This is a genomic window from Deltaproteobacteria bacterium (assembly GCA_035063765.1).
Lineage (GTDB): Bacteria > Myxococcota_A > UBA9160 > UBA9160 > PR03 > CAADGG01.
In genome coordinates this window covers 56639-74111 of the sequence record JAPSFT010000005.1, presented here as the reverse complement: position 1 = coordinate 74111, position 17473 = coordinate 56639, and the positions used below count along the sequence as shown (strand labels likewise).

The 17473-nt window shown below is 75.6% G+C and carries 14 protein-coding genes; 8 read left to right on the top strand and 6 right to left on the bottom strand.

From position 1 onward, the window contains the following. Nucleotides 1-12: 12 nt before the first annotated feature. On the bottom strand, nt 13-1842 hold the full coding sequence (locus OZ948_04290; protein ID MEB2343937.1) for a CocE/NonD family hydrolase: 1830 nt from the start codon (nt 1840-1842) through the stop codon (nt 13-15). A gap of 165 nt (nt 1843-2007) precedes the next feature. Here OZ948_04290 and OZ948_04285 point away from each other — a divergent pair, with 165 nt between their 5' ends. Beyond that, nucleotides 2008-3816: an NAD(P)/FAD-dependent oxidoreductase gene (locus tag OZ948_04285; protein MEB2343936.1), complete on the top strand. Its 1809-nt coding sequence runs from the start codon at nt 2008-2010 to the stop codon at nt 3814-3816. A gap of 6 nt (nt 3817-3822) precedes the next feature. Here OZ948_04285 and OZ948_04280 read toward each other — a convergent pair whose 3' ends face one another. Next, nucleotides 3823-5010 carry an FAD-dependent oxidoreductase gene (locus OZ948_04280; GenBank protein ID MEB2343935.1) on the bottom strand — a complete coding sequence of 396 codons (1188 nt, stop codon included), beginning with the start codon at nt 5008-5010 and terminating at the stop codon, nt 3823-3825. 131 nt (nt 5011-5141) lie between these two features. Continuing rightward, the gene (locus OZ948_04275; protein MEB2343934.1) at nt 5142-6203 is read right to left on the bottom strand and encodes an alpha/beta hydrolase; all 1062 of its coding nucleotides are present in this window, start codon (nt 6201-6203) and stop codon (nt 5142-5144) included. A 162-nt stretch (nt 6204-6365) separates the two neighbouring features. On the opposite strand from OZ948_04275, the gene OZ948_04270 reads away from it, so the two are divergent. Both OZ948_04270 and OZ948_04265 read left to right on the top strand, forming a co-directional pair. Beyond that, a complete protein-coding gene (locus OZ948_04270) occupies nt 6366-7820 on the top strand; it encodes an FGGY-family carbohydrate kinase (GenBank protein ID MEB2343933.1) in 1455 nt (484 codons plus the stop codon). After that, complete coding sequence (locus OZ948_04265; GenBank protein ID MEB2343932.1) at nt 7817-8185, top strand: DUF1304 domain-containing protein; 369 nt, start codon at nt 7817-7819, stop codon at nt 8183-8185. The genes OZ948_04270 and OZ948_04265 overlap by 4 nt, the downstream gene beginning before the upstream one ends. Before the next feature lie 112 nt (nt 8186-8297). On the opposite strand, the gene OZ948_04260 is transcribed toward OZ948_04265, so the two are convergent. Further along, nucleotides 8298-10859 (bottom strand): thrombospondin type 3 repeat-containing protein, encoded by a 2562-nt coding sequence (locus OZ948_04260; GenBank protein MEB2343931.1) that lies wholly within the window; start codon nt 10857-10859, stop codon nt 8298-8300. A gap of 265 nt (nt 10860-11124) precedes the next feature. Here OZ948_04260 and OZ948_04255 point away from each other — a divergent pair, with 265 nt between their 5' ends. The 5 genes from OZ948_04255 to OZ948_04235 all read left to right on the top strand — a co-directional run bounded on the left by OZ948_04255 (nt 11125) and on the right by OZ948_04235 (nt 16339). Further along, complete coding sequence (locus OZ948_04255; GenBank protein MEB2343930.1) at nt 11125-11760, top strand: hypothetical protein; 636 nt, start codon at nt 11125-11127, stop codon at nt 11758-11760. 127 nt (nt 11761-11887) lie between these two features. Then, complete coding sequence (locus OZ948_04250; GenBank protein MEB2343929.1) at nt 11888-12574, top strand: helix-turn-helix domain containing protein; 687 nt, start codon at nt 11888-11890, stop codon at nt 12572-12574. Then, complete coding sequence (locus OZ948_04245; GenBank protein MEB2343928.1) at nt 12571-13683, top strand: VOC family protein; 1113 nt, start codon at nt 12571-12573, stop codon at nt 13681-13683. Before OZ948_04250 ends, OZ948_04245 begins: the two co-directional genes overlap by 4 nt. Before the next feature lie 44 nt (nt 13684-13727). Beyond that, complete coding sequence (locus OZ948_04240; GenBank protein ID MEB2343927.1) at nt 13728-14687, top strand: fumarylacetoacetate hydrolase family protein; 960 nt, start codon at nt 13728-13730, stop codon at nt 14685-14687. A gap of 23 nt (nt 14688-14710) precedes the next feature. Beyond that, nucleotides 14711-16339 (top strand): bifunctional 3-(3-hydroxy-phenyl)propionate/3-hydroxycinnamic acid hydroxylase, encoded by a 1629-nt coding sequence (locus tag OZ948_04235; GenBank protein ID MEB2343926.1) that lies wholly within the window; start codon nt 14711-14713, stop codon nt 16337-16339. 48 nt (nt 16340-16387) lie between these two features. Here OZ948_04235 and OZ948_04230 read toward each other — a convergent pair whose 3' ends face one another. Beyond that, entirely contained in the window at nt 16388-16981 is a 594-nt protein-coding gene (locus tag OZ948_04230) for a histidine phosphatase family protein (protein MEB2343925.1), read from the bottom strand. Nucleotides 16982-17030: 49 nt separating this feature from the next. Beyond that, complete coding sequence (locus tag OZ948_04225; protein ID MEB2343924.1) at nt 17031-17408, bottom strand: metalloregulator ArsR/SmtB family transcription factor; 378 nt, start codon at nt 17406-17408, stop codon at nt 17031-17033. Nucleotides 17409-17473 lie beyond the last annotated feature (65 nt).

Here is a 17473-nt window from a genome sequence, read left to right as displayed (position 1 = left end):
GCCGGGCGGCCGTCAGCCGGCGAAGCGCGGGGCTGCGCGCGCCGGCAGATCTAACCGGGCGGGCCGGGCGCCGCCCAGGTGGAGCCGCAGCTCGGTCGCAGCCGGCGGCGGCGGGGCGAAGTGGTCGCGGTCGGTCGAAGCGAGCGCCAGGCGCAGGCGGTGGCCGGCCTCGAAGCGGTGCGAGAAGGGCAGGAGGTCGAAGACGAGCTCGGCGAGCTCGCCCGCGCGCAGCGGGCGCGCGGCGGCGCGCTCGAAGCTGCGCGGCGGCGTCGCGCACGCCGCGGGCGGCGTGGGGGCGAGCGCGCGGTGGAGCGCGCGGAGCTGGCCCTCGCTCACGAGCCAGCCCCGCCCGTCGGGCGCGACGTCCTCGAGGTAGGCGAAGACGTGGCCGTCGTCGCCGCGGTCCCACGAGACGCGGAGGACCAGGACGGGCTGGCCGGTGCACTCGAAGGGCTCGGCGAAGCGCGGCGACGTGAACGCGACGAGGCGGGGGTCGCCGCAGGGCCGATCGGCGTAGTCGCCCGCGGACGGGCCGAGCAGCGCCCGCCAGCGCGAGCGCATGCCCGAGCCCGTGGTCCGGTCGACGGGGCGCGCGAGGACGGTCTCGGCGGCGGGCGGATCGGAGCGCAGCGCTTCGGGCCACAGGAAGAGCGTCCGGGGCTCGTGGCCCGGCGGCGGCCAGGTGTCCGCCGCGTTCCAACGCTCCGCGCCGGTCGTGAAGTAGTGGACGGTTCGCCCGTCGCCGCGGGCGGGGCGCCCGGCCAGGTGCTCGTCGAAGAAGGCGAGCAGCTCCCCCGCGTGGTCGAAGCGCGAGGGGGCGCTGCGCGCGAAGGCGTGGACGCGCGCGAGGCCGGCGTGCGTGAAGGGCCCGAGCGTGAGCCGCGAGCCGGGCGTCCCGACGGTGAGGAAGCGTTCGATCGCGGCGCGCGCGTAGGCGCCGTCGCGCCAGCCGCTGTACGAGTAGACCGCGGCGCCCGAGCGCCGCTGCGCCTCGGCGAAGCGGTGCGGGCTGAAGGAGTCGATCGTGAGCGCAGGCCACTCGGGATCGAAGCCGGCGTCGTCGCGATGGACCACCTGCGAGCCGATCCGGTCCACGTCGAGGTTGCGCGCGCGCAGCGCCCGGTCGGCAGCGCTGCCGGCACCCGACACCGCCGAGCCGCCGGCGACGAGCCCTCCGATCACCCCCGCGAGGAGCCGGCGGACGCGGTCCTCCGGGAGCCGGCCGGCACCCGCCGCGAGCCAGCCGAGCGGGCCCGGGCGCGGCGCCGCGCGCTCCGAGCACAGGCCGATCCAGAGCGGCCAGGTGGCGGCGCGGTGGAAGGCGTCCTCGTCGAGGGCGCGGTTGTACGCGGCCCACGCGGCGGTGAACCAGGCGAGCTGGATCCCGCCCGGGAAGGCGACGTCGGTGAAGGCGTCGTAGAGCGAGAACAGGGGCGCCACGGCGCGCACCGCGGGATGCCCCGCCATGAGCAGCAGGTCCGCGCAGGTGCCGTCGTAGGAGATCCCGAGCGAGCCCACGCGGCCATTCGACCAGGGCTGCCGGACGATCCACTCGACGACCTCGCCGCCGTCGCGCACCTCGCCGGCGTGCCAGGGCGTGACCCAGCGCCCGCCCGAGGCACCCGTGCCGCGCACGTCGACGTCGACCCAGGCGTAGCCCGCGGCGAGGAAGCGCCGGCGGATCGCGCGGTGCACGTCGAAGAGCGTCCCGACGGGAAGGAGCCGGCCGAGGAGACCCCGCGGAGCGAGCGAGCGCAGGTAGCGGGTCTGGTGGAGGATCGCCGGCGCGGGGCCGTTGCCGGGCACGTGATGATCGATGGCGATCGAGACGCCGTCTCGCATCGGAATCATTCGCGAGCCGCGCGCGACCGGGGCGGCCGCGCGGGCGGGCCCGGGCAGGACGCCGAGCCAGTGGGCGTCGGTGGCGGCGGGAGCAGGAGGGTGCGTCACGGCCGGGGGCCGAGGATACTCCCCCGGGCCAGCGCGCGCGCCCGCGGAGGAGGAAACATGTCGAGCCCCAGCGATCGGGAGGCCCTGCGCGCGAAGTACCGGGCGGAGCGCGACAAGCGCCTGCGGCCCGACGGCAACGACCAGTACCTCGAGCCGAAGGGCCGCTACGCCTACCTGCTCGACGACCCCTACACCCCGCGCGTCGAGCGTGCGCCGATCCGGGAGGAGGTGACCGTCGCCCTGATCGGCGGCGGCTTCTCCGGCCTGTGCGTCGGCGCGCGCCTCGTGGAGCGCGGCATCGACGACCTCCGCATCGTCGAAGGCGGCGGCGACGTGGGCGGGGCCTGGTACTGGAACCGCTACCCGGGCTCGATGTGCGACACGGCGGCGATGGTCTACCTGCCGCTGCTCGAGGAGACCGGCCACCGCCCGAGCCGGAAGTACACCTTCGCGACCGAGATCTTCGAGCACGCCCAGCGCATCGCCCGCCACTTCGGCCTCTACGAGAAGGCCCTCTTCTCGACCGCGGTCACCTCGCTCACCTGGGACGACGCCGCGGCGCGCTGGGTCCTCCGCACCGACCGCGGCGACGAGATCCGCGCCCGCTTCGTGTGCACGGGCACGGGGCCCCTGCACCGGCCGAAGCTGCCGGGCGTCCCCGGCATCGAGAGCTTCGCGGGGCACGCCTTCCACACGAGCCGCTGGGACTGGACCTACACCGGCGGCGACGCAGCCGGTGCCCCGATGACGAAGCTCGCCGACCGGCGCGTGGGCATCATCGGCACGGGCGCGACGGCCGTGCAGTGCATCCCCCCGCTCGGGCGCGACGCGCGCGAGCTCTTCGTCTTCCAGCGCACGCCCTCGTCCATCGACGTGCGCAACAACCACGAGATCGACCCCGCGTGGTTCGCGACGCTCGCGCCGGGCTGGCAGAAGGAGTGGCTGCTCAACTTCGCGACGCTCCAGACGGGGGGCTTCGCCGACCAGGACCTGGTGAAGGACGGCTGGACCGACATCGCGCAACGCATCCGCGATCGCGTCCTGGAGGCGCTGCGGGTACCGGGAGCGCAGCCCGGGATGGAGCTCATCCAGCGCGCCTACGAGGACAGTGACGACGAGAAGATGGACGAGATCCGCGCCCGCGTGGACGCGATCGTGAAGGACCGCGCCACCGCCGAGGCGCTGAAGCCCTGGTATCGCCAGCTCTGCAAGCGGCCCTGCTTCCACGACGAGTACCTGCAGGCCTACAACCGGCCGAACGTGCACCTGGTCGACACCGACGGGAAGGGCGTGGAGCGCATCGACGCGGCGGGCGTCTGGGTCGCGGGGCGGCACTACCCGCTCGACTGCCTGGTCTTCGCCTCCGGCTTCGAGGTGGGTACCGACACGGCGCGGCGATCGGGCTTCCCGACGATCGGCCGCGGCGGGGAGACGCTCTCGCAGCACTGGGCCGAGGGCATGCGGACGCTGCACGGGATCCACGTCCGGGGCTTCCCGAACCTCTTCGTCGTGAGCCTCGCGCAGGGCGCGAACCTGATCTCCAACATCACCCACAACCTGACCGAGGCGGGCAGCACGATCGCCGCCGTGATCGGCCACGCCCTCGCGGCGGGCGCCGACGAGGTCGAGACCACGGAGGTCGCCGAGGAGGAGTGGGTGAAGCTGCTCGAGAGCAGCCCCCGGGCCTTCCTCGGCAGTCCCGACTGCACGCCCGGCTACTACAACAACGAAGGGGGGCCGATCGGGCGGCGCGAGCGGCTCAACGCGAGCGGGTACCCGGCCGGGCCGGTCGCCTACTTCTCCTACATCGAGGGCTGGCGCAGCTCCGGGAAGTTCGAGGGGCTCGAGTTCCGCAAGCGCACCTGAGGGCCTTCAGCCGGGCACGGGCAGCCGCCCGCGCACGCTGCGGGCGTCGAAGGGGCCGGGCGCCGCGATCAGGCGGCGGGCGGCCTCGACCCGGCCCCAGGTGTTCCAGAGCAGCACCCCGCGCACGCGGCCGGCCTCGAGGTAGTAGACGACGCCCTCGCGGAAGGGCGTCACCCACTGCTCGACGGTCTCGAGGCGCGCGTCGAGGAGACCCACGGCCTCGTAGCCGAGGTCGAAGAGATCGGAGTAGAAGAAGGGCAGCTCCTCGTAGGGCGCGTGTGCGCCCGCCATGCAGCGGCCGGCCCGGGCTCCCATCGTGTTCGCGGCGTCCTCGTGCTCGACGCGGATGCGCCGGCCGAGGGCGGGCGCCGGGAACGAGGCCACGTCGCCGGCCGCGTGGATGTCGGGGTCGGAGCTGCGCAGGCAGGCGTCGACCACGATGCCGTCGTCCACCGCGAGCCCTGCGTCCTTCGCGAGCTCGACGTCGGGGACGATCCCGAGGCCCGCCACCACCGCGTCGGCGCGCAGGGAGGCGCCGTCGGAGCATGCGAGCTCCACGCCGTGGCCGCCGGCCCGGCAGCCGGTGGCCGTGACGCCGCTCCGCACCTCGACGCCCCGTTCCCGGTAGTAGGCGGTGACCGCCGCGGCGAGCGCCTTCGGGTACACGCGCGCGCCGATCGCCTCCTCGGGGAACAGCATCGTCACCCGGCAGCCGTTCGTCGCAAGCGCCGCGGCAAGCTCGCTCCCGATGAAGCCGCCGCCGATGACGGCGACCTGCGCCCCCGGCCGGGCCCGCTCGCGCAGGCGCCGGTAGTCGTCGACGGTGCGGAAGGGGAGGATCGCGTCGCCGCCGAAGGGGAGCCTGCGCGGCGTGCCGCCGGTCGCGAGGAGGAGCTTGCGGTAGCGCCAGGTGTCGCCCCGGTCGTCGCTCACCACGTGCGCCGCGCGGTCGATCCCGACGGCGCGGCGGCCGAGCGCGAGGTCCGCGCGCACCGTCTCGATCGGCCGCCAGATCTCCGCCTCCTGGCCGTCCTTCCAGAGCTTCTTGCTGAGCGGCGGGCGGTCGTAGGGCGGGTGGGGCTCCGCGCCGAGCAGCGCGATGCGGGCCTTCGCGTCGGCGCTGCGCAGCGCCTGCGCGGCGGCCTCGCCGGCCATCCCGGCACCGACGATCAGGTAGTCGTGCGCGTGCTCCATGGCGGCCTCCTCGCGAGCGGGCGCGCCCGCTCCCCGAGCCTAACGCTTCGCGCCATCCCGACGACGAGGGCGCGACGACGAGGGCCGGGGCGGAAGCGCAGGCGCGCCGGACGCGCCGCGGCGAGGCCGGGTCAGCGCGCGGCGAGCCCCTCGCGGAGCGCCGTCGCGACCTCCTCCATCGCGCGCGGGGCGCTCTTGCCGAGCGAGGTCACGTTCGCGAAGCCGTGCACGAGGCCCGCGTAGCGGCGGTGCGAGACCTTGACGCCGGCGGCCTCGAGGCGCCGCGCGTACGCCTCGCCCTCGTCGCGCAGGGGGTCGAAGCCGGCCGTCACCACGTGCGCCGGGGGAAGCCCCGAGAGATCGGCGGCGAGCAGCGGGGAGACCGCCGGATCGCGCGCCGCGGAGGGGTCCGGGAGGTAGTGGTCCCGGTACCAGTCCATGGTCTTCTCGGTGAGGAAGAAGCCCTCGGAGAAGAGCCGGTAGCTCTCGTGCTTCTTCGAGAGGTCCGTGACCGGGTAGATCAGGAGCTGGAAGGCGGGGGCCGGGCCTCCGTCGCGGACCGTGCGCTGCGCCACGACGGCCGAGAGGTTCCCGCCCGCGCTGTCGCCGGCGACCGCGATCGGCTGCCCCGCGCTGCCGAGATCCCCGGCCTGCTCGGCGGCGAAGCGGAACGCCGCCACGGCATCGTCGACCGCCGCCGGGAAGCGATGCTCGGGCGCGAGCCGGTAGTCGACCGCGAGCACGTTCACGCCCGCGTAGACGGCGAGGAAGCGGCAGGGATCGTCGTGGGTGTCGAGGTCGCCCACCACCCAGCCGCCGCCGTGGTAGTAGACGACGAGCGGCCGCGGCTCGCGCCCGCGGTCGGGCCGGTAGAGGCGCGCGCCGATCTCGCCGGCGGGGCCCTTCACGCTCATCGGCTCGATCTGCGCCACCTCGAGCTTCTCGCTCGCGAGCGCGCGCGTCGTCGAACGGATCGACTCGCGCCCCTCGGCCGGGGTCATCTCGTCGAGCGGGCGCCCTCCTGCGACCGCGAGCAGCCGGAGCAGCACTTGGACCTCGAGGTCGAGGGTCTGCCCGTCGATCGAGATCGGCTGGCTCCCGGCGATCCAGCGCAGCACGGAGACCGGCAGCCTCAGCACACCCCGGGCGACGAGGCCTTCCACGCGTTCGGCAAGGCTCGGCTCGACGGTCATCTCCTGCTCCCCTCGTCACGGAGGACGGCGGCCGGCCAGCCGCCGCGGGGCCGCGCGACGATCGCGACCCGCGACGGGGAACGATAACGGACCCCGAGGAGGAGAGGGCCCCGCGACCCGCAGCGGCCGGGCACCTCGGGGCGGGTGTAGGATCGGCCCCGGATGGCTGCCCGGACGCAGATCCTCGTCGTCGACGTCGGAACGAGCGGCGTGCGCGCGGCCGCCGTCGGCGAGGACGCGCGCATCGTCCACGAGGAGCGGCGGGAGGTGCTGCCGTCCTCGCCGGGCCCCGGGCTCGTCGAGTTCGACGCGCACGAGCTCGCCCGGGCGGCGCTCGCGGTGGCGCGGGCGACGATCGCCGCGGTGGGCCCCGTCGCCGCCGTCGGCATCGCGAACCAGCGCGCGTCGGCGGTCGCCTGGAGCCGCGCGACGGGCGCGCCCGTGGGCCCCGGGCTCGGCTGGCAGGACCTGCGGACGATCGAGCACTGCAGGCGGCTCCACGCCGCCGGCCTCCCCGTCACGCCGAACGGCACCGCGACCAAGGCCGCGTGGCTGCTCGAGCACGCCGGCGTGCGCGACCGGGACGACGTGTGCGTCGGGACCGTCGACGCCTGGATCGCGTGGACCCTCTCCGGAGGCGCCCTGCACGTCACGGACGCGAGCAATGCCTCCGCGAGCGGGATGGGGTCGGCCGCGGCGGGCGACTGGAACGGCGAGCTCCTCCGGGCCGTGGGCGTGCCGCGGCACGCGCTGCCCGCGATCGTCGACTCCTCGGGGATCCTCGGGCCGGCGCGCGCGCTCCCCGGCGCGCCGCCGATCGCCGGGATCGCCGGCGATCAGCAGGCCTCGCTCGCCGGCCAGGGCTGCGTCGCGCCGGGGATGGCGAAGATCACCTTCGGGACCGGCGCGATGCTCGACGTGTGTCTCGGCCCGGAGCGCCCGGGCTTCGAGCTCACCGGCCCGCAGGGCTGCGTGCCGCTCGTCGCCTGGCGCGTGCGCGGCGCCCTCACCTGGCTCCTCGAAGGCCTCGTCCTCGCGGCCGGGTCGAACGTCGAGTGGCTGCGCGACGGGCTCGGCCTCCTCGCCGACACCGATGATTGTCATTCCGTCGCCGCGTCGTGCGCGTCGTCGGAGGGCGTCGTCTTCGTCCCCGCGCTCCTCGGGCTCGGCACGCCGTACTGGGACTACGAGGCGCGCGGCGCGCTCCTCGGCCTGAGCCGGACGACGCGGCGCGCCCACGTGGTCCGCGCCGTGCTCGAGGGCATCGCGCAGCGCGCGGCGGACCTCGTCGAAGCGGCGGAGGTGGACGGCGGGCGCGCCATCGCGACGCTCCGGATCGACGGCGGGATGAGCGCGAACCCGACCTTCGTGCAGGCGGTCGCGGACGCGACGGGCCGCCCCGTCGCCGTCTCGGCGGAGCCCGAGGCCACGACGCTCGGCGCGGCCTTCCTGGCGGGCCTCGCGATCGGCACCTGGAAGGGCTGGGACGACGTCGCCGCCGCCCTGCCGCCGGCGCGCCGCGTCGAGCCCGCCGGCTCCTTCGACCGTGCCCGCTGGCGGGAGGCCTGCCGCCGGGCGGCGAAGCTCGCCGCACCACCCCCGGCGGCGACCCGATGAGCCGCTGGGCAGACCTCGGGGTCGCGCTCGTGGCGCTCCAGCACCTCGGGTTCCTGGTCCTCGAGATGTTCCTGTGGACGGAGCCGCTCGGCCTGCGGACCTTCGGGCTGACCCCCGCGTTCGCGGAGGCGTCCCGGGTGCTCGCGGCGAACCAGGGCCTCTACAACGGCTTCCTGGCGGCGGGGCTGGTCTTCGGCCTGCTCCGCGCCGGCGATCGGCGGGCGACCCAGATCTTCTTCCTCGGCTGTGCCGCGGTCGCGGGCGTCTTCGGCGCCCTCAGCGCGCAGCCGGCGATCCTGTTCGTCCAGGCCCTGCCCGCGCTCGCCGCGCTCGCGCTCGTGCTCCTCGCGCGCCGGCGCTCCTGAGCGCCTGTGAAGACATCGGCTCGGTCGCATCGCTTGCGGCGGCAGGCCATCTGCTGCGTTGCTCCTCCTCGCCCTCTCTCGATGGGACTCGTCGTCGCGCCTTGCATCTGGCCTACCGGCGACGGCGCGCTGCTCGGTCGCCGATTCCTTCACAGGCCCTGTGCCGCCGGCCCGGGCCGCGCCGCCCGCACGCCATCCCGGCGAGGGTCGCGAGGGCGAGCAGCGCCTGCCCGGCCGGCTCGGGAATCGCCGTCACGCCGGACGGCCCGGGCGGCCGCCCGAGCAGCGCGCCGGCGAGGCGCGCGTCGGCGAGGTCGACGAACCCGCTGCCGTCGAGGTCGGCGGGCCCGCAGCGGGCCTGGAGCCCGAGCCGCTCGAGCTCGCTCCGCGAGGGCTCGGGCTCGCCGTCCTCGCCAGCCGCGAGGAGCGCCACGGGGCTTGCGAGGTCCACGCCGTCGCAGGCGCCGACCAGCGCGTGCTCCGCGGCCGACACGACGCCGTCCTGGTCGAGGTCGAGGTCACAGGCGTCGCCGAAGCCGTCGTGGTCGGTGTCGCGCGAATCGGGATCCGCGACCTCCAGGCAGAGATCGGCGAGATCCGGGACGCCGTCGGCGTCGCCGTCGGGGAAGGCGAGGCCGGCGGGGGCCCCGGCCGCGAAGGTCGGCTCGAGGAGGAGACCTCCGACACCGTCGGGCGTGAGCGCGAGGAGGCGTCCCGTGCGGTCGAAGTCGATCGTCACGTCCCCGGCGTCGAAGCCCGAGAGCACGACGGCCTCGGTGGCGCCGCTCGCCCGCGAGCGGATCTCGAGCTGGAGGCTCGGCGGGGCGCCGCGCGACCCCGTGAAGAAGCCTCCCTGGAGCGCGTAGAGGGTCTCGCCGAGGCTGCGCCCGGGCAGCGGCGCCACGACGAGCTGCTCGCCCACGATCTGGAAGTCGAAGTGCAGCGCCTCGGCCGGGTTCACGAGCGACACCACGACGAGGTCGAAGATCGGCAGGCAGCCGGGACCCAGGCAGAGCGTGAGCCAGGGCGGCGGACAGATGCCGCCGTCGATCACGCAGCCGCTCGTGCCCGGGACGAGCGGGCACGGGTCCTGCGGATCGGGAATGCCGTCCTGGTCGTCGTCGGCGTCGGCGCAGTTCGGCAGGTCGTCGGCGTCGGCATCGGCGCCCTCGAAGGCGTAGAGCGTCACGGACGGCGGCTCGCAGCCGGGCTGGAGCCTTGTCGCCACCGGAAGCTGGGCGTCGTGCGGGTGCTGGTCGCCCCCGTTCGGACAGCCGTCGTTGTCGGCATCCGGGTCGACGAGGTCGCCGAAGCCGTCGAGGTCGTGGTCGATCCCGATGTCTCCGACGTAGAGCGGCGCCAGGTCGCAGGCGTCCGGCTTGCCGTCGCCGTCGCTGTCGGTCTGGGCGGGGTCGAAGGCCAGCTTGCAGCCGTCGTCCTGGTCGCAGATGCCGTCGCGGTCGCTGTCGCCGCCGCGCGTCTCGCACACGTCGGCGTAGCCCACCCGCTCGGGAACGTCCCCGATGCAGCTCTCGACGTGCGCGGCCTGCTGGGGCGTGAAGGCCGGGACCACGTTGCCTCCGATCACCCACGGCCCGCTGCACTCCCGGAAGTAGTAGGAGATGACGAGCGCGGTGTCGGGCGCGTGGCCGAGGTCCACCTGGAGCGCGGGTGCGGGCCCGGGGCCCGTCTCGTAGCAGACGGGGCTGCACTGCTGGACCCGCTTCGGCTCGCCGAGGATCTCGTTGACCGGCGAGGAGAAGCCCACGCTCGAACGGCTCCAGTCGCACCACTGGTGACAGCCGAAGAAGTCGAGGTCCAGGTAGCTGGGGTGGCGGAGATGGGCCTTCGCATCCGGCACGATGGCGTCGAAGAGCGTCGCGATCTCGGCCTGCTCGGCGGGGCTGGCGGCGTCGTACTCGCTGCGCTTCTTGCGCTCCATCGGCCCCGGATCCGGGGGCGTGTCGGCGATGCCGTCTCCGCTGTGGTTCACCGGGGGCCCGCAGACGCCGCCCTGGTCCCCGCGATCGGCGCCCGACTGCGTGTGCCCGAGGCAGAAGTGGTGCGCGAGCTCGTGGGCGAGGAGGATCGGATCGCCGGGCAGCCCGACACCGACGAACACGCCGTAGTTGGGCAGGGAGTCGCAGCTGCCGCCCGGACAGGCGCCGGGATCGGCGGGGTTGCACGCGCGCAGGTCGTCGGTGCCGCCGCTGCACGCGGACTCGGGCGCAACCGCCGAGAACGCGGTCTTCAGCCGTGGCAGCGCGAACACCTGGATGCGCCCGGCGTTGGCGGGCAGGCGCGCGATTTCGCGCATGTCGCGGATCGCGTCGTCGGCGGTCGTCGGCGGGTCGAGCTTGCTCGGCCGCTCGACGGCGGTGAAGTCGGGCCGCGACTCGTCGTAGTCGAGCGCATGGAGCCGGAACGAGATCCCGGTGGGCTCGTAGATCCGGTTCAGCACCGGGACCACGCGCTTCGCGTAGGCCGCCCGGATGTCGGCCACGCTCGTCCATCCCGATCCCTGGAAGCAGAGCTCCGGGCCGCTCGGCGGGTCGCAGTAGACCCGGAAGTGCAGGTCGTAGGTGACGTCGACCACGGCCGGCGCCGCGAGCGGGGCAAGACCGAGCACGAGCAGGCCGGCGCCGGCGCAGCGCAGGCCGGGACGAGCCGCCATCGTGCGACCTCCGGCCCGTACCCCGGCCACGGGGCGCGGACCCTTGCCGTCACCCCCGCGCGATCGCGACCCCCGCGCACGCGAGCGGGTCCTGGAGGGAACGCAGAAATAGGTAGGGACCGGAGGCGCTGTCCCGGCATGACCGCGGTCATACCGGAGGCCGGGGCCCGGGCCGCGAGACGGCGCGGGCGCCGCGCCCCGGGCCGACCCGCCCCGGGGCCGGCCGCTACGATCGCGGCTCCCCCCAGCCAGAGGTTCCGCCACCATGTCCGCCGGGTCCGCTTCGCACGAGTCCTTCCCGTCCTTCTTCGACGACGCGCCGGTGATCGACGTCGTCGACCCGCTCGCCGGCTTCCTCGGCGCGGCCGGCGCGGGGCGCCTCCGCTACCGCTACGCCGACGTCGTGCGGATGGCCGGCCACTCCTGCCCGACGGTCGCGTCGGCCTTCCTGATGACGCGCGCGGCGCTCGGCCGGCTGTACGGGGGCGGGGCGCCCGAGCGGGGCGGGATCCGGGTCGAGCTCCGCGAGGCGCGCGACGCGGGCGTGACCGGCGTGGTCGCCGCGGTCTGCACCTTCGTCACCGGGGCGACCGGGGACAGCGGCTTCCCGGGGATCGGCGGGCGCTTCGGCCGGCGCGAGCGGCTCTTCTTCGGGCGCCCCCTCGCCTTCGGCGAGCTCCGCTTCTCGCGCGTCGACGGGGCCGGGACGCCGGTCGAGGTCGCGGCGCACCTCGAGCGCGTGGGCGGCGATCCGCGCACCTCGCAGCTCATGGGGCGCTGCCTGCGCGGCGAGGCGAGCGGCGAGGAGGCCTCGACCTTCCAGGCGCTCTGGCAGGACCGGGTGCGCCGCCTGCTGCTCGAGCACGCGGACGACCCGGCGGTCATCGAGGTCCGCGGTTGACGCGGAAGCCCCTGACCCGGGACGGAGGCAAGCCGATAGAATCCGATCGATAAATCGAACTTGACGATCCCATCGGATTTCGCCTAACCTGCCTCCGGGTCGCCGGGGTGCGGCCCGCCGAGGACCGATGGCCCGCCTGCCCGCCCGCCACGCCGCTCCCGCGCCGCCGGCCGCGCCCGAGGGCCGCCGCCAGCGCCGCCGCCGCGAGACCCGCGAGCGCCTGCTCGACGCCACGCGCCGCGTGATCGCCGAGAGCGGGCTCGAGGCCGCGACGATCGCGCGCATCGCCGAGGCCGCGGACGTCGGCTTCGGGACCTTCTACTCGTACTTCCCTTCGCGCGAGGCGGCGCTGCTCGCGACCGTCCGCCACGTCCTCGACCGCGTGGCCGCCGAGAACGACGCGCTCTCGGCCGGGCTCGAAGACCCGGCCGAGCTGCTCGCGATCGGCCTTGCGAACGTGCTCGCGCTCGCCGGGCGCGATCCCGCGACGGCGTCCTTCGCCCTCGCGCTCACCATGAGCGGGCATCCCGAGCTCTGGCACGCGCTCCGCCGGCGCATGCAGGCCGACCTGCGCCGGGGCCGCGCGGCCGGGCGCTTCCAGGTCGAGGCGCTCGAGGTCGTGATCGAGATGGTGAGCGGCGGCGTGATGCGCGCGCTCGCGGCACGGCTCGAGGGACGGCTCGGCCCCGACGCGGACGTCGCCTTCGTGACCCACGTCCTGCGCCTGCTCGGCGTGGCCGACGCCGCGGAGATCGCGCGTGCGGGCGGGCGCCGCGTCCGGGAGGGTCTTGCGCCCGCGGAGGAGAGCCGATGAGCCGTCCCTTCCCGTTCCTCTCGTCCACCGATCGGGCCGACGTCGAGCGCGGGCGGGTGCTCGACCCGCTCGTGCGGGCCGAGGACGTCGCGCACGTCGCGCTCGTGACGCCCGATCTCGAGCGTGCGGAGCGCTTCTACCAGGACTTCGGCCTCTTCCCGTCGGCCTGCTCGCCAGACGCGGTCTGGCTGCGCGCGCACGGGCCGGCGCATCACGCCGTGATCCTGCGGCGCGGGCCGCGCGCGCGCTTCGAGGCCGTCGCGATGCGCGTCGACTCGGAGCTCGCCCTGCGGCGGCTCGCCTCGCTCCCCGGGGCCGCGCCGATCGAGCGCATCACCGAGCCGGGCGGCGGGCTGCGCGTGCGCCTCGCCGCGCCCGGCGGGCTCGCGGTGCACGCGGTCCACGGGATCGCCGAGGTGGCGCCGCTCCCGCGCCGCCCGGCACTCGCCGCGAACCGGCCCGCGGAGAAGCCCCGCGTCGACGGCACGCAGCGCCCCGCGCGCGCGCCCGCCGAGCTCGCCCGCCTCGGGCACGTCGCGCTCGAGACCACCCACTTCGCGCGCACCCTGCTCTTCTGGATGCGCACCTTCGGGATGATCGTGTCGGACTTCCAGTGGCTCGAGGAGGCGCCCGGGCGCGGTCCGGTGATGGCGTTCACCCGCTGCGATCGCGGCGAGCAGCCGAGCGATCACCACACGATCGCGATCGCCGCCGGCGCGGGCGACGGCCTCGCGCACGCCGCCTTCGAGACCGAGGATCTCGACGCCATCGCCGCCGGCGGCGCCTGGCTGCGCGAGCGCGGCTGGCGCCACGTCTGGGGCATCGGGCGGCACATCCTCGGCAGCCAGCTCTTCGACTACTGGCGCGACCCCGATGGCCGGACGCTCGAGCACTACGCGGACGGTGACGTGCTGACGGCGCCGGCCGGGACGGGCCGCACGCCCTTCCGCGGCACGACCCTCTACCAGTGGGGCCCGCCGCTGCCCGCGGACTTCGTGGGCCCGCCGCCGGGGCCCCGGTTCTTCGTGGACCTGCTGCGCCGCCGCCTAGGCCACGAGGAGCTGCGGCTCGGCCGCCTCGCCGCACAGCGGCGGGCGCTCGCGCGCTGAGGATTCGCCGCGCGGGCGCGGTCCCGCTGCGGAGGAGGAGACCGATGGGCCTCTCGCTCGTTCACTTCCGCGACGCCGACGACGCCGAGGGCGCCTGGGGCGTGCTCGCCCCGGACGGCGTGCGCCGGCTTCCCGGCTCCTACCCGACCACGGCCCGGCTGCTGGCGAAGGGCCTCGACGCGGCGCGCGCGCTCGCGCGCACGCCCGGCGGCGGCGCCCGGCCGCTCGCGGAGCTCGAGCTGCTCGCGCCCGTCACCCACCCCTGCCGCGTGATCGCCCAGGGCATGAACTACCGCTCGCACCTCGAGGAGATCGGACTCGACCCGGACGCGAAGCGCTTCAACGTGCTCTTCCGCAAGTCGTCGGCCGCGATCACCGGGCCACGCGACGCGATCGTGCGGCCGCCGCACGTGCGGCTGCTCGACTACGAGGTCGAGCTCGGCCTCGTGATCGGCACGGCCACGCGCGGCCCGACCGTGGTGGAGGACGCCACCCTGCCGCGCTTCGTGGCAGGGCTCGTCGTCGCCAACGACGTGAGTGCCCGCGACGTGCAGCTCCCGCAGACCCAGTTCTACAAGGGCAAGAGCTACCGGACCTTCTGCCCGGCGGGCCCCGTGCTCTTCGTCCCGGAGCCGGCCGAGCTCGCGCGCTGGCGCGAGCTGCGGCTCACGCTGCGCGTGAACGGGGAGGTGCGGCAGGACGCGAGCGCCGGCGACATGGTCTTCGACCCCGCGGCGACGCTCACGGAGCTGACCCAGATCGAGGACCTCGACCCGGGCGACCTGATCCTGACGGGGACACCGGGCGGCGTCGCGCTCCGGTCGCCGCCCGCGCTCGTGCAGCGCCTCGTCTCGCTCCTGCCCGAGGCCCGGCGCTGGGAGCTCTTCCTGCGCGCGCAGGCCCGGCGCCGCGCGTACCTGCAGCCGGGCGATCGCGTCACCGCCACGATCCGCACGCCGGATGGCGCGATCGACCTCGGCGGGCAGGAGAACCTCGTCCGCTGAATCCCCTCCCGAGGAGGAGCCCCATGCCGATCGCGCAGCACCGTCCCGTCTCCGTGGTGATCGTGGGCGCCGGGCCCACCGGCGTGGTGGCGGCGCACCTCCTCGCGCAGCGCGGCATCGACGTCCTGCTGCTCGAGCGCGAGGCGGCGCCGTACCCCCTGCCGCGCGCCGTCCACTTCGACGACGAGACCTTCCGCGTCTTCCAGGCGATCGGCCTCCACGCGGAGATCGCCGCGCGCTCGCGCGCGATCCCGGGCATGCAGCTCGTGGACCGCTCGCTGCGGCCGGTCTTCGAGCTGCCGCGCCGGGCGGAGAGCGGGCCCCACGGCCTGCCCGAATCGAGCTTCTTCGACCAGCCCGAGCTCGAGCTCGTCCTGCGCGAGGGCCTTGCGAGGCGCCCGAACGTGACGCTCCTCGCGCGCACGGAGATGGAGGCCATCGAGCAGGACCGCGACGACGGGCCGGCCCCCGTGCGCGTCACCTTCCGCGATCGCGAGAGCGGCGTGCTCTCGGAGGTGTGGACGCAGGCCGTGCTCGCCTGCGACGGCGCGCGCAGCCGCACGCGCGGCTTCGTCGGTGTCGCGATGGAGGACCTCGGCTTCGACGAGACCTGGCTCGTCGTGGACGTACGCTCGCCGGCACCCTTCGTCGCCTTCCCCGGCGTGCAGCAGGTCTGCGATCCCGGGCGGCCCTCGACCTACATGCCGGTGCTCGAGGACCGCCATCGCTGGGAGTTCATGCTCATGCCCGGCGACGTACCGGCCGAGATGACGCGGCCCGAGCGGGTCCGCGCGCTCGTCGCGCCCTGGCTCGGCGATCGCGATCCGTCCACCCTGGAGCTGCTCCGCGCCGCCGTCTACACCTTCCGCTCGATCGTGGCGCGGCCGTGGCGGCGCGGCCGCGTCTTCCTCCTCGGCGACGCGGCGCACCAGACGCCGCCCTTCCTCGGGCAGGGCCTGTGCGCGGGCGTGCGCGACGCCGCGAACCTCGCCTGGAAGCTCGCGCTGCACCTGCGCGGCGATGCGGATGCGCGGATCCTCGACAGCTACGAGAGCGAGCGCCGCCCGCACGCGCGCCGCGTGATCCACGCGGCCGTGCGGATCGGCCGCTCGATGACGCGGGGGACGCCCGGCCGGCTCGCCTGGCAGCACCGGCTCGCCCGCGCGGCCGGGGGGCTCCTCGGCAGCGACGACCTCCTCGCCGAGCATCTCTTCGGCCGGCTCGGCCGGGGGGCGCTCGTGTGTCCGGCACGCCGGCGCGGCGATCTCGCCGGGCGCTTCCTGCCGCAGGGGCCCGTCACGACCCGCGACGGCGCGGAGCACCTCCTCGACGACGCCCTCGGCACGGGCTTCGTCGTGCTCGGCGACGGCCATGCCCCGCTCGGGCCGCCCGGGGCGGAGGAGCGCTCGTTCTGGAAGCGCCTCGACACGCGCTTCGTGCGCGTCGTCGCCTCGGAGGCCGAGGCAAGCGCGCACGCGAGCGACGAGACGACGACGCTCGTCGACCGCTCGGGCCGCATCGGCGCGGCGCTCGCCGCCGGCGGCGCCCACGCGCTGCTCGTGCGCCCGGACCGCACGATCCTGGCCGCAGCCCCCCGTCCCGAGCTCGCGCGCTGGCGCACGCTCCTGCACGAGGCGGGGATCGGCGCGTAGCCCGTCGCCGGGCCCGGGCGCCCTCCGGCGCCGGGCCTCCCGCCGCCGCTACCGGGCCCCGGCGTTCCAGCACAGGATCACGGGGCTCTCCCGCTCCCAGCCGAGCGTCGAGAGGGTGCCCGTGTCGAGCCGCAGCGAGCGGCCCAGCGTGACCTCCTGCCCGATCCAGCGTGCGGCGAGGGCGCGCAACGCATGTCCGTGTCCGAAGAGGAGGGTCCGGCCGCCGGCGGCCCGGGCCCGGGCGATCACCCGGTCGAGCCGCTCCGACACCTCCTGCGCCGTCTCGCCGCCGGGACAGGGATGCGTCCACACCGTCCAGCCGGGCACGGACCGTCGGATCTCGGGCGTCGAGATGCCCTCGTAGCGCCCGTAGTCCCACTCGACCAGGTCGCCGTCGGCCTCGGCCGCGGCGAAGCCCGCCAGCGCGGCGGTACGCCGGGCGCGCAGCCGGGGGCTCGTGAGGACGAGGTCGAAGCGCTCGGTGCGCAGGCGCCCGGCGAGCGCCCGGGCGCTCGCCTCGCCGCGTTCGGTCAGATCCGGATCGCTGTGCGAGGTGTGGAGCCCGTCCCGGCTCCAGGGCGTCTCGCCGTGACGGACGAGCCACACCTCGCCCGGGCGATCGGCGGCGCTGCCGCTGGCCATGGCTCGCATCCCCGGCGTCGAAGGCCGCGAGCGCCGGGACGCCCGCGCCTCACGGGCGCCTCCCTCCCGCCGCCCTCCGGGCGCTCGCCGCCGTCTTGCGAGCAGCCCCGCGGCGGGCACCCGGCGCGGGGCCCGAGCCCGAGACGCCCGCGCAGCAGTTGGCCGTCAGGAAGCGGATCAGCTCGGAGACCCTCGCGAAGCTCGGCGTGTAGATCCGCGAGGTCCCCTCGCAGCGGCAGCTCACGAGGCCGGCGTTCCGCAGCTCCTTCAGGTGGAAGGAGAGCGTCGCGGCCGGGATCCCGAGCTCGTCGCCGATCGCGCCCACCGGCAGCCCTCCGGCGCCGGCCCGCACGAGCAGGCGGAACACCCCGAGCCGCGTCTCCTGCGCCAGCGCGGCGAGCGCCGCGATCACCTCCTCGTTGCGCATGCTTCGAAGCTCCTGGATCCATCGAGGGCGGTCAAGAGCAGCATGCGTTCGGGAGCGGGGCGGGC

What these genes read in the sequence shown, in the direction of transcription:
- OZ948_04280 (MEB2343935.1), bottom strand. Translation starts at nt 5,010, where the DNA reads ATGGAGCACGCGCACGACTACCTGATCGTCGGTGCCGGGATGGCCGGC.
- OZ948_04235 (MEB2343926.1), top strand. Translation starts at nt 14,711, where the DNA reads ATGCCGATCGCGCAGCACCGTCCCGTCTCCGTGGTGATCGTGGGCGCC.
- OZ948_04285 (MEB2343936.1), top strand. Translation starts at nt 2,008, where the DNA reads ATGTCGAGCCCCAGCGATCGGGAGGCCCTGCGCGCGAAGTACCGGGCG.
- OZ948_04265 (MEB2343932.1), top strand. Translation starts at nt 7,817, where the DNA reads ATGAGCCGCTGGGCAGACCTCGGGGTCGCGCTCGTGGCGCTCCAGCAC.
- OZ948_04275 (MEB2343934.1), bottom strand. Translation starts at nt 6,203, where the DNA reads ATGACCGTCGAGCCGAGCCTTGCCGAACGCGTGGAAGGCCTCGTCGCC.
- OZ948_04290 (MEB2343937.1), bottom strand. Translation starts at nt 1,842, where the DNA reads ATGCGAGACGGCGTCTCGATCGCCATCGATCATCACGTGCCCGGCAAC.
- OZ948_04240 (MEB2343927.1), top strand. Translation starts at nt 13,728, where the DNA reads ATGGGCCTCTCGCTCGTTCACTTCCGCGACGCCGACGACGCCGAGGGC.
- OZ948_04250 (MEB2343929.1), top strand. Translation starts at nt 11,888, where the DNA reads ATGGCCCGCCTGCCCGCCCGCCACGCCGCTCCCGCGCCGCCGGCCGCG.
- OZ948_04245 (MEB2343928.1), top strand. Translation starts at nt 12,571, where the DNA reads ATGAGCCGTCCCTTCCCGTTCCTCTCGTCCACCGATCGGGCCGACGTC.
- OZ948_04230 (MEB2343925.1), bottom strand. Translation starts at nt 16,981, where the DNA reads ATGGCCAGCGGCAGCGCCGCCGATCGCCCGGGCGAGGTGTGGCTCGTC.
- OZ948_04270 (MEB2343933.1), top strand. Translation starts at nt 6,366, where the DNA reads ATGGCTGCCCGGACGCAGATCCTCGTCGTCGACGTCGGAACGAGCGGC.
- OZ948_04255 (MEB2343930.1), top strand. Translation starts at nt 11,125, where the DNA reads ATGTCCGCCGGGTCCGCTTCGCACGAGTCCTTCCCGTCCTTCTTCGAC.
- OZ948_04260 (MEB2343931.1), bottom strand. Translation starts at nt 10,859, where the DNA reads ATGGCGGCTCGTCCCGGCCTGCGCTGCGCCGGCGCCGGCCTGCTCGTG.
- OZ948_04225 (MEB2343924.1), bottom strand. Translation starts at nt 17,408, where the DNA reads ATGCGCAACGAGGAGGTGATCGCGGCGCTCGCCGCGCTGGCGCAGGAG.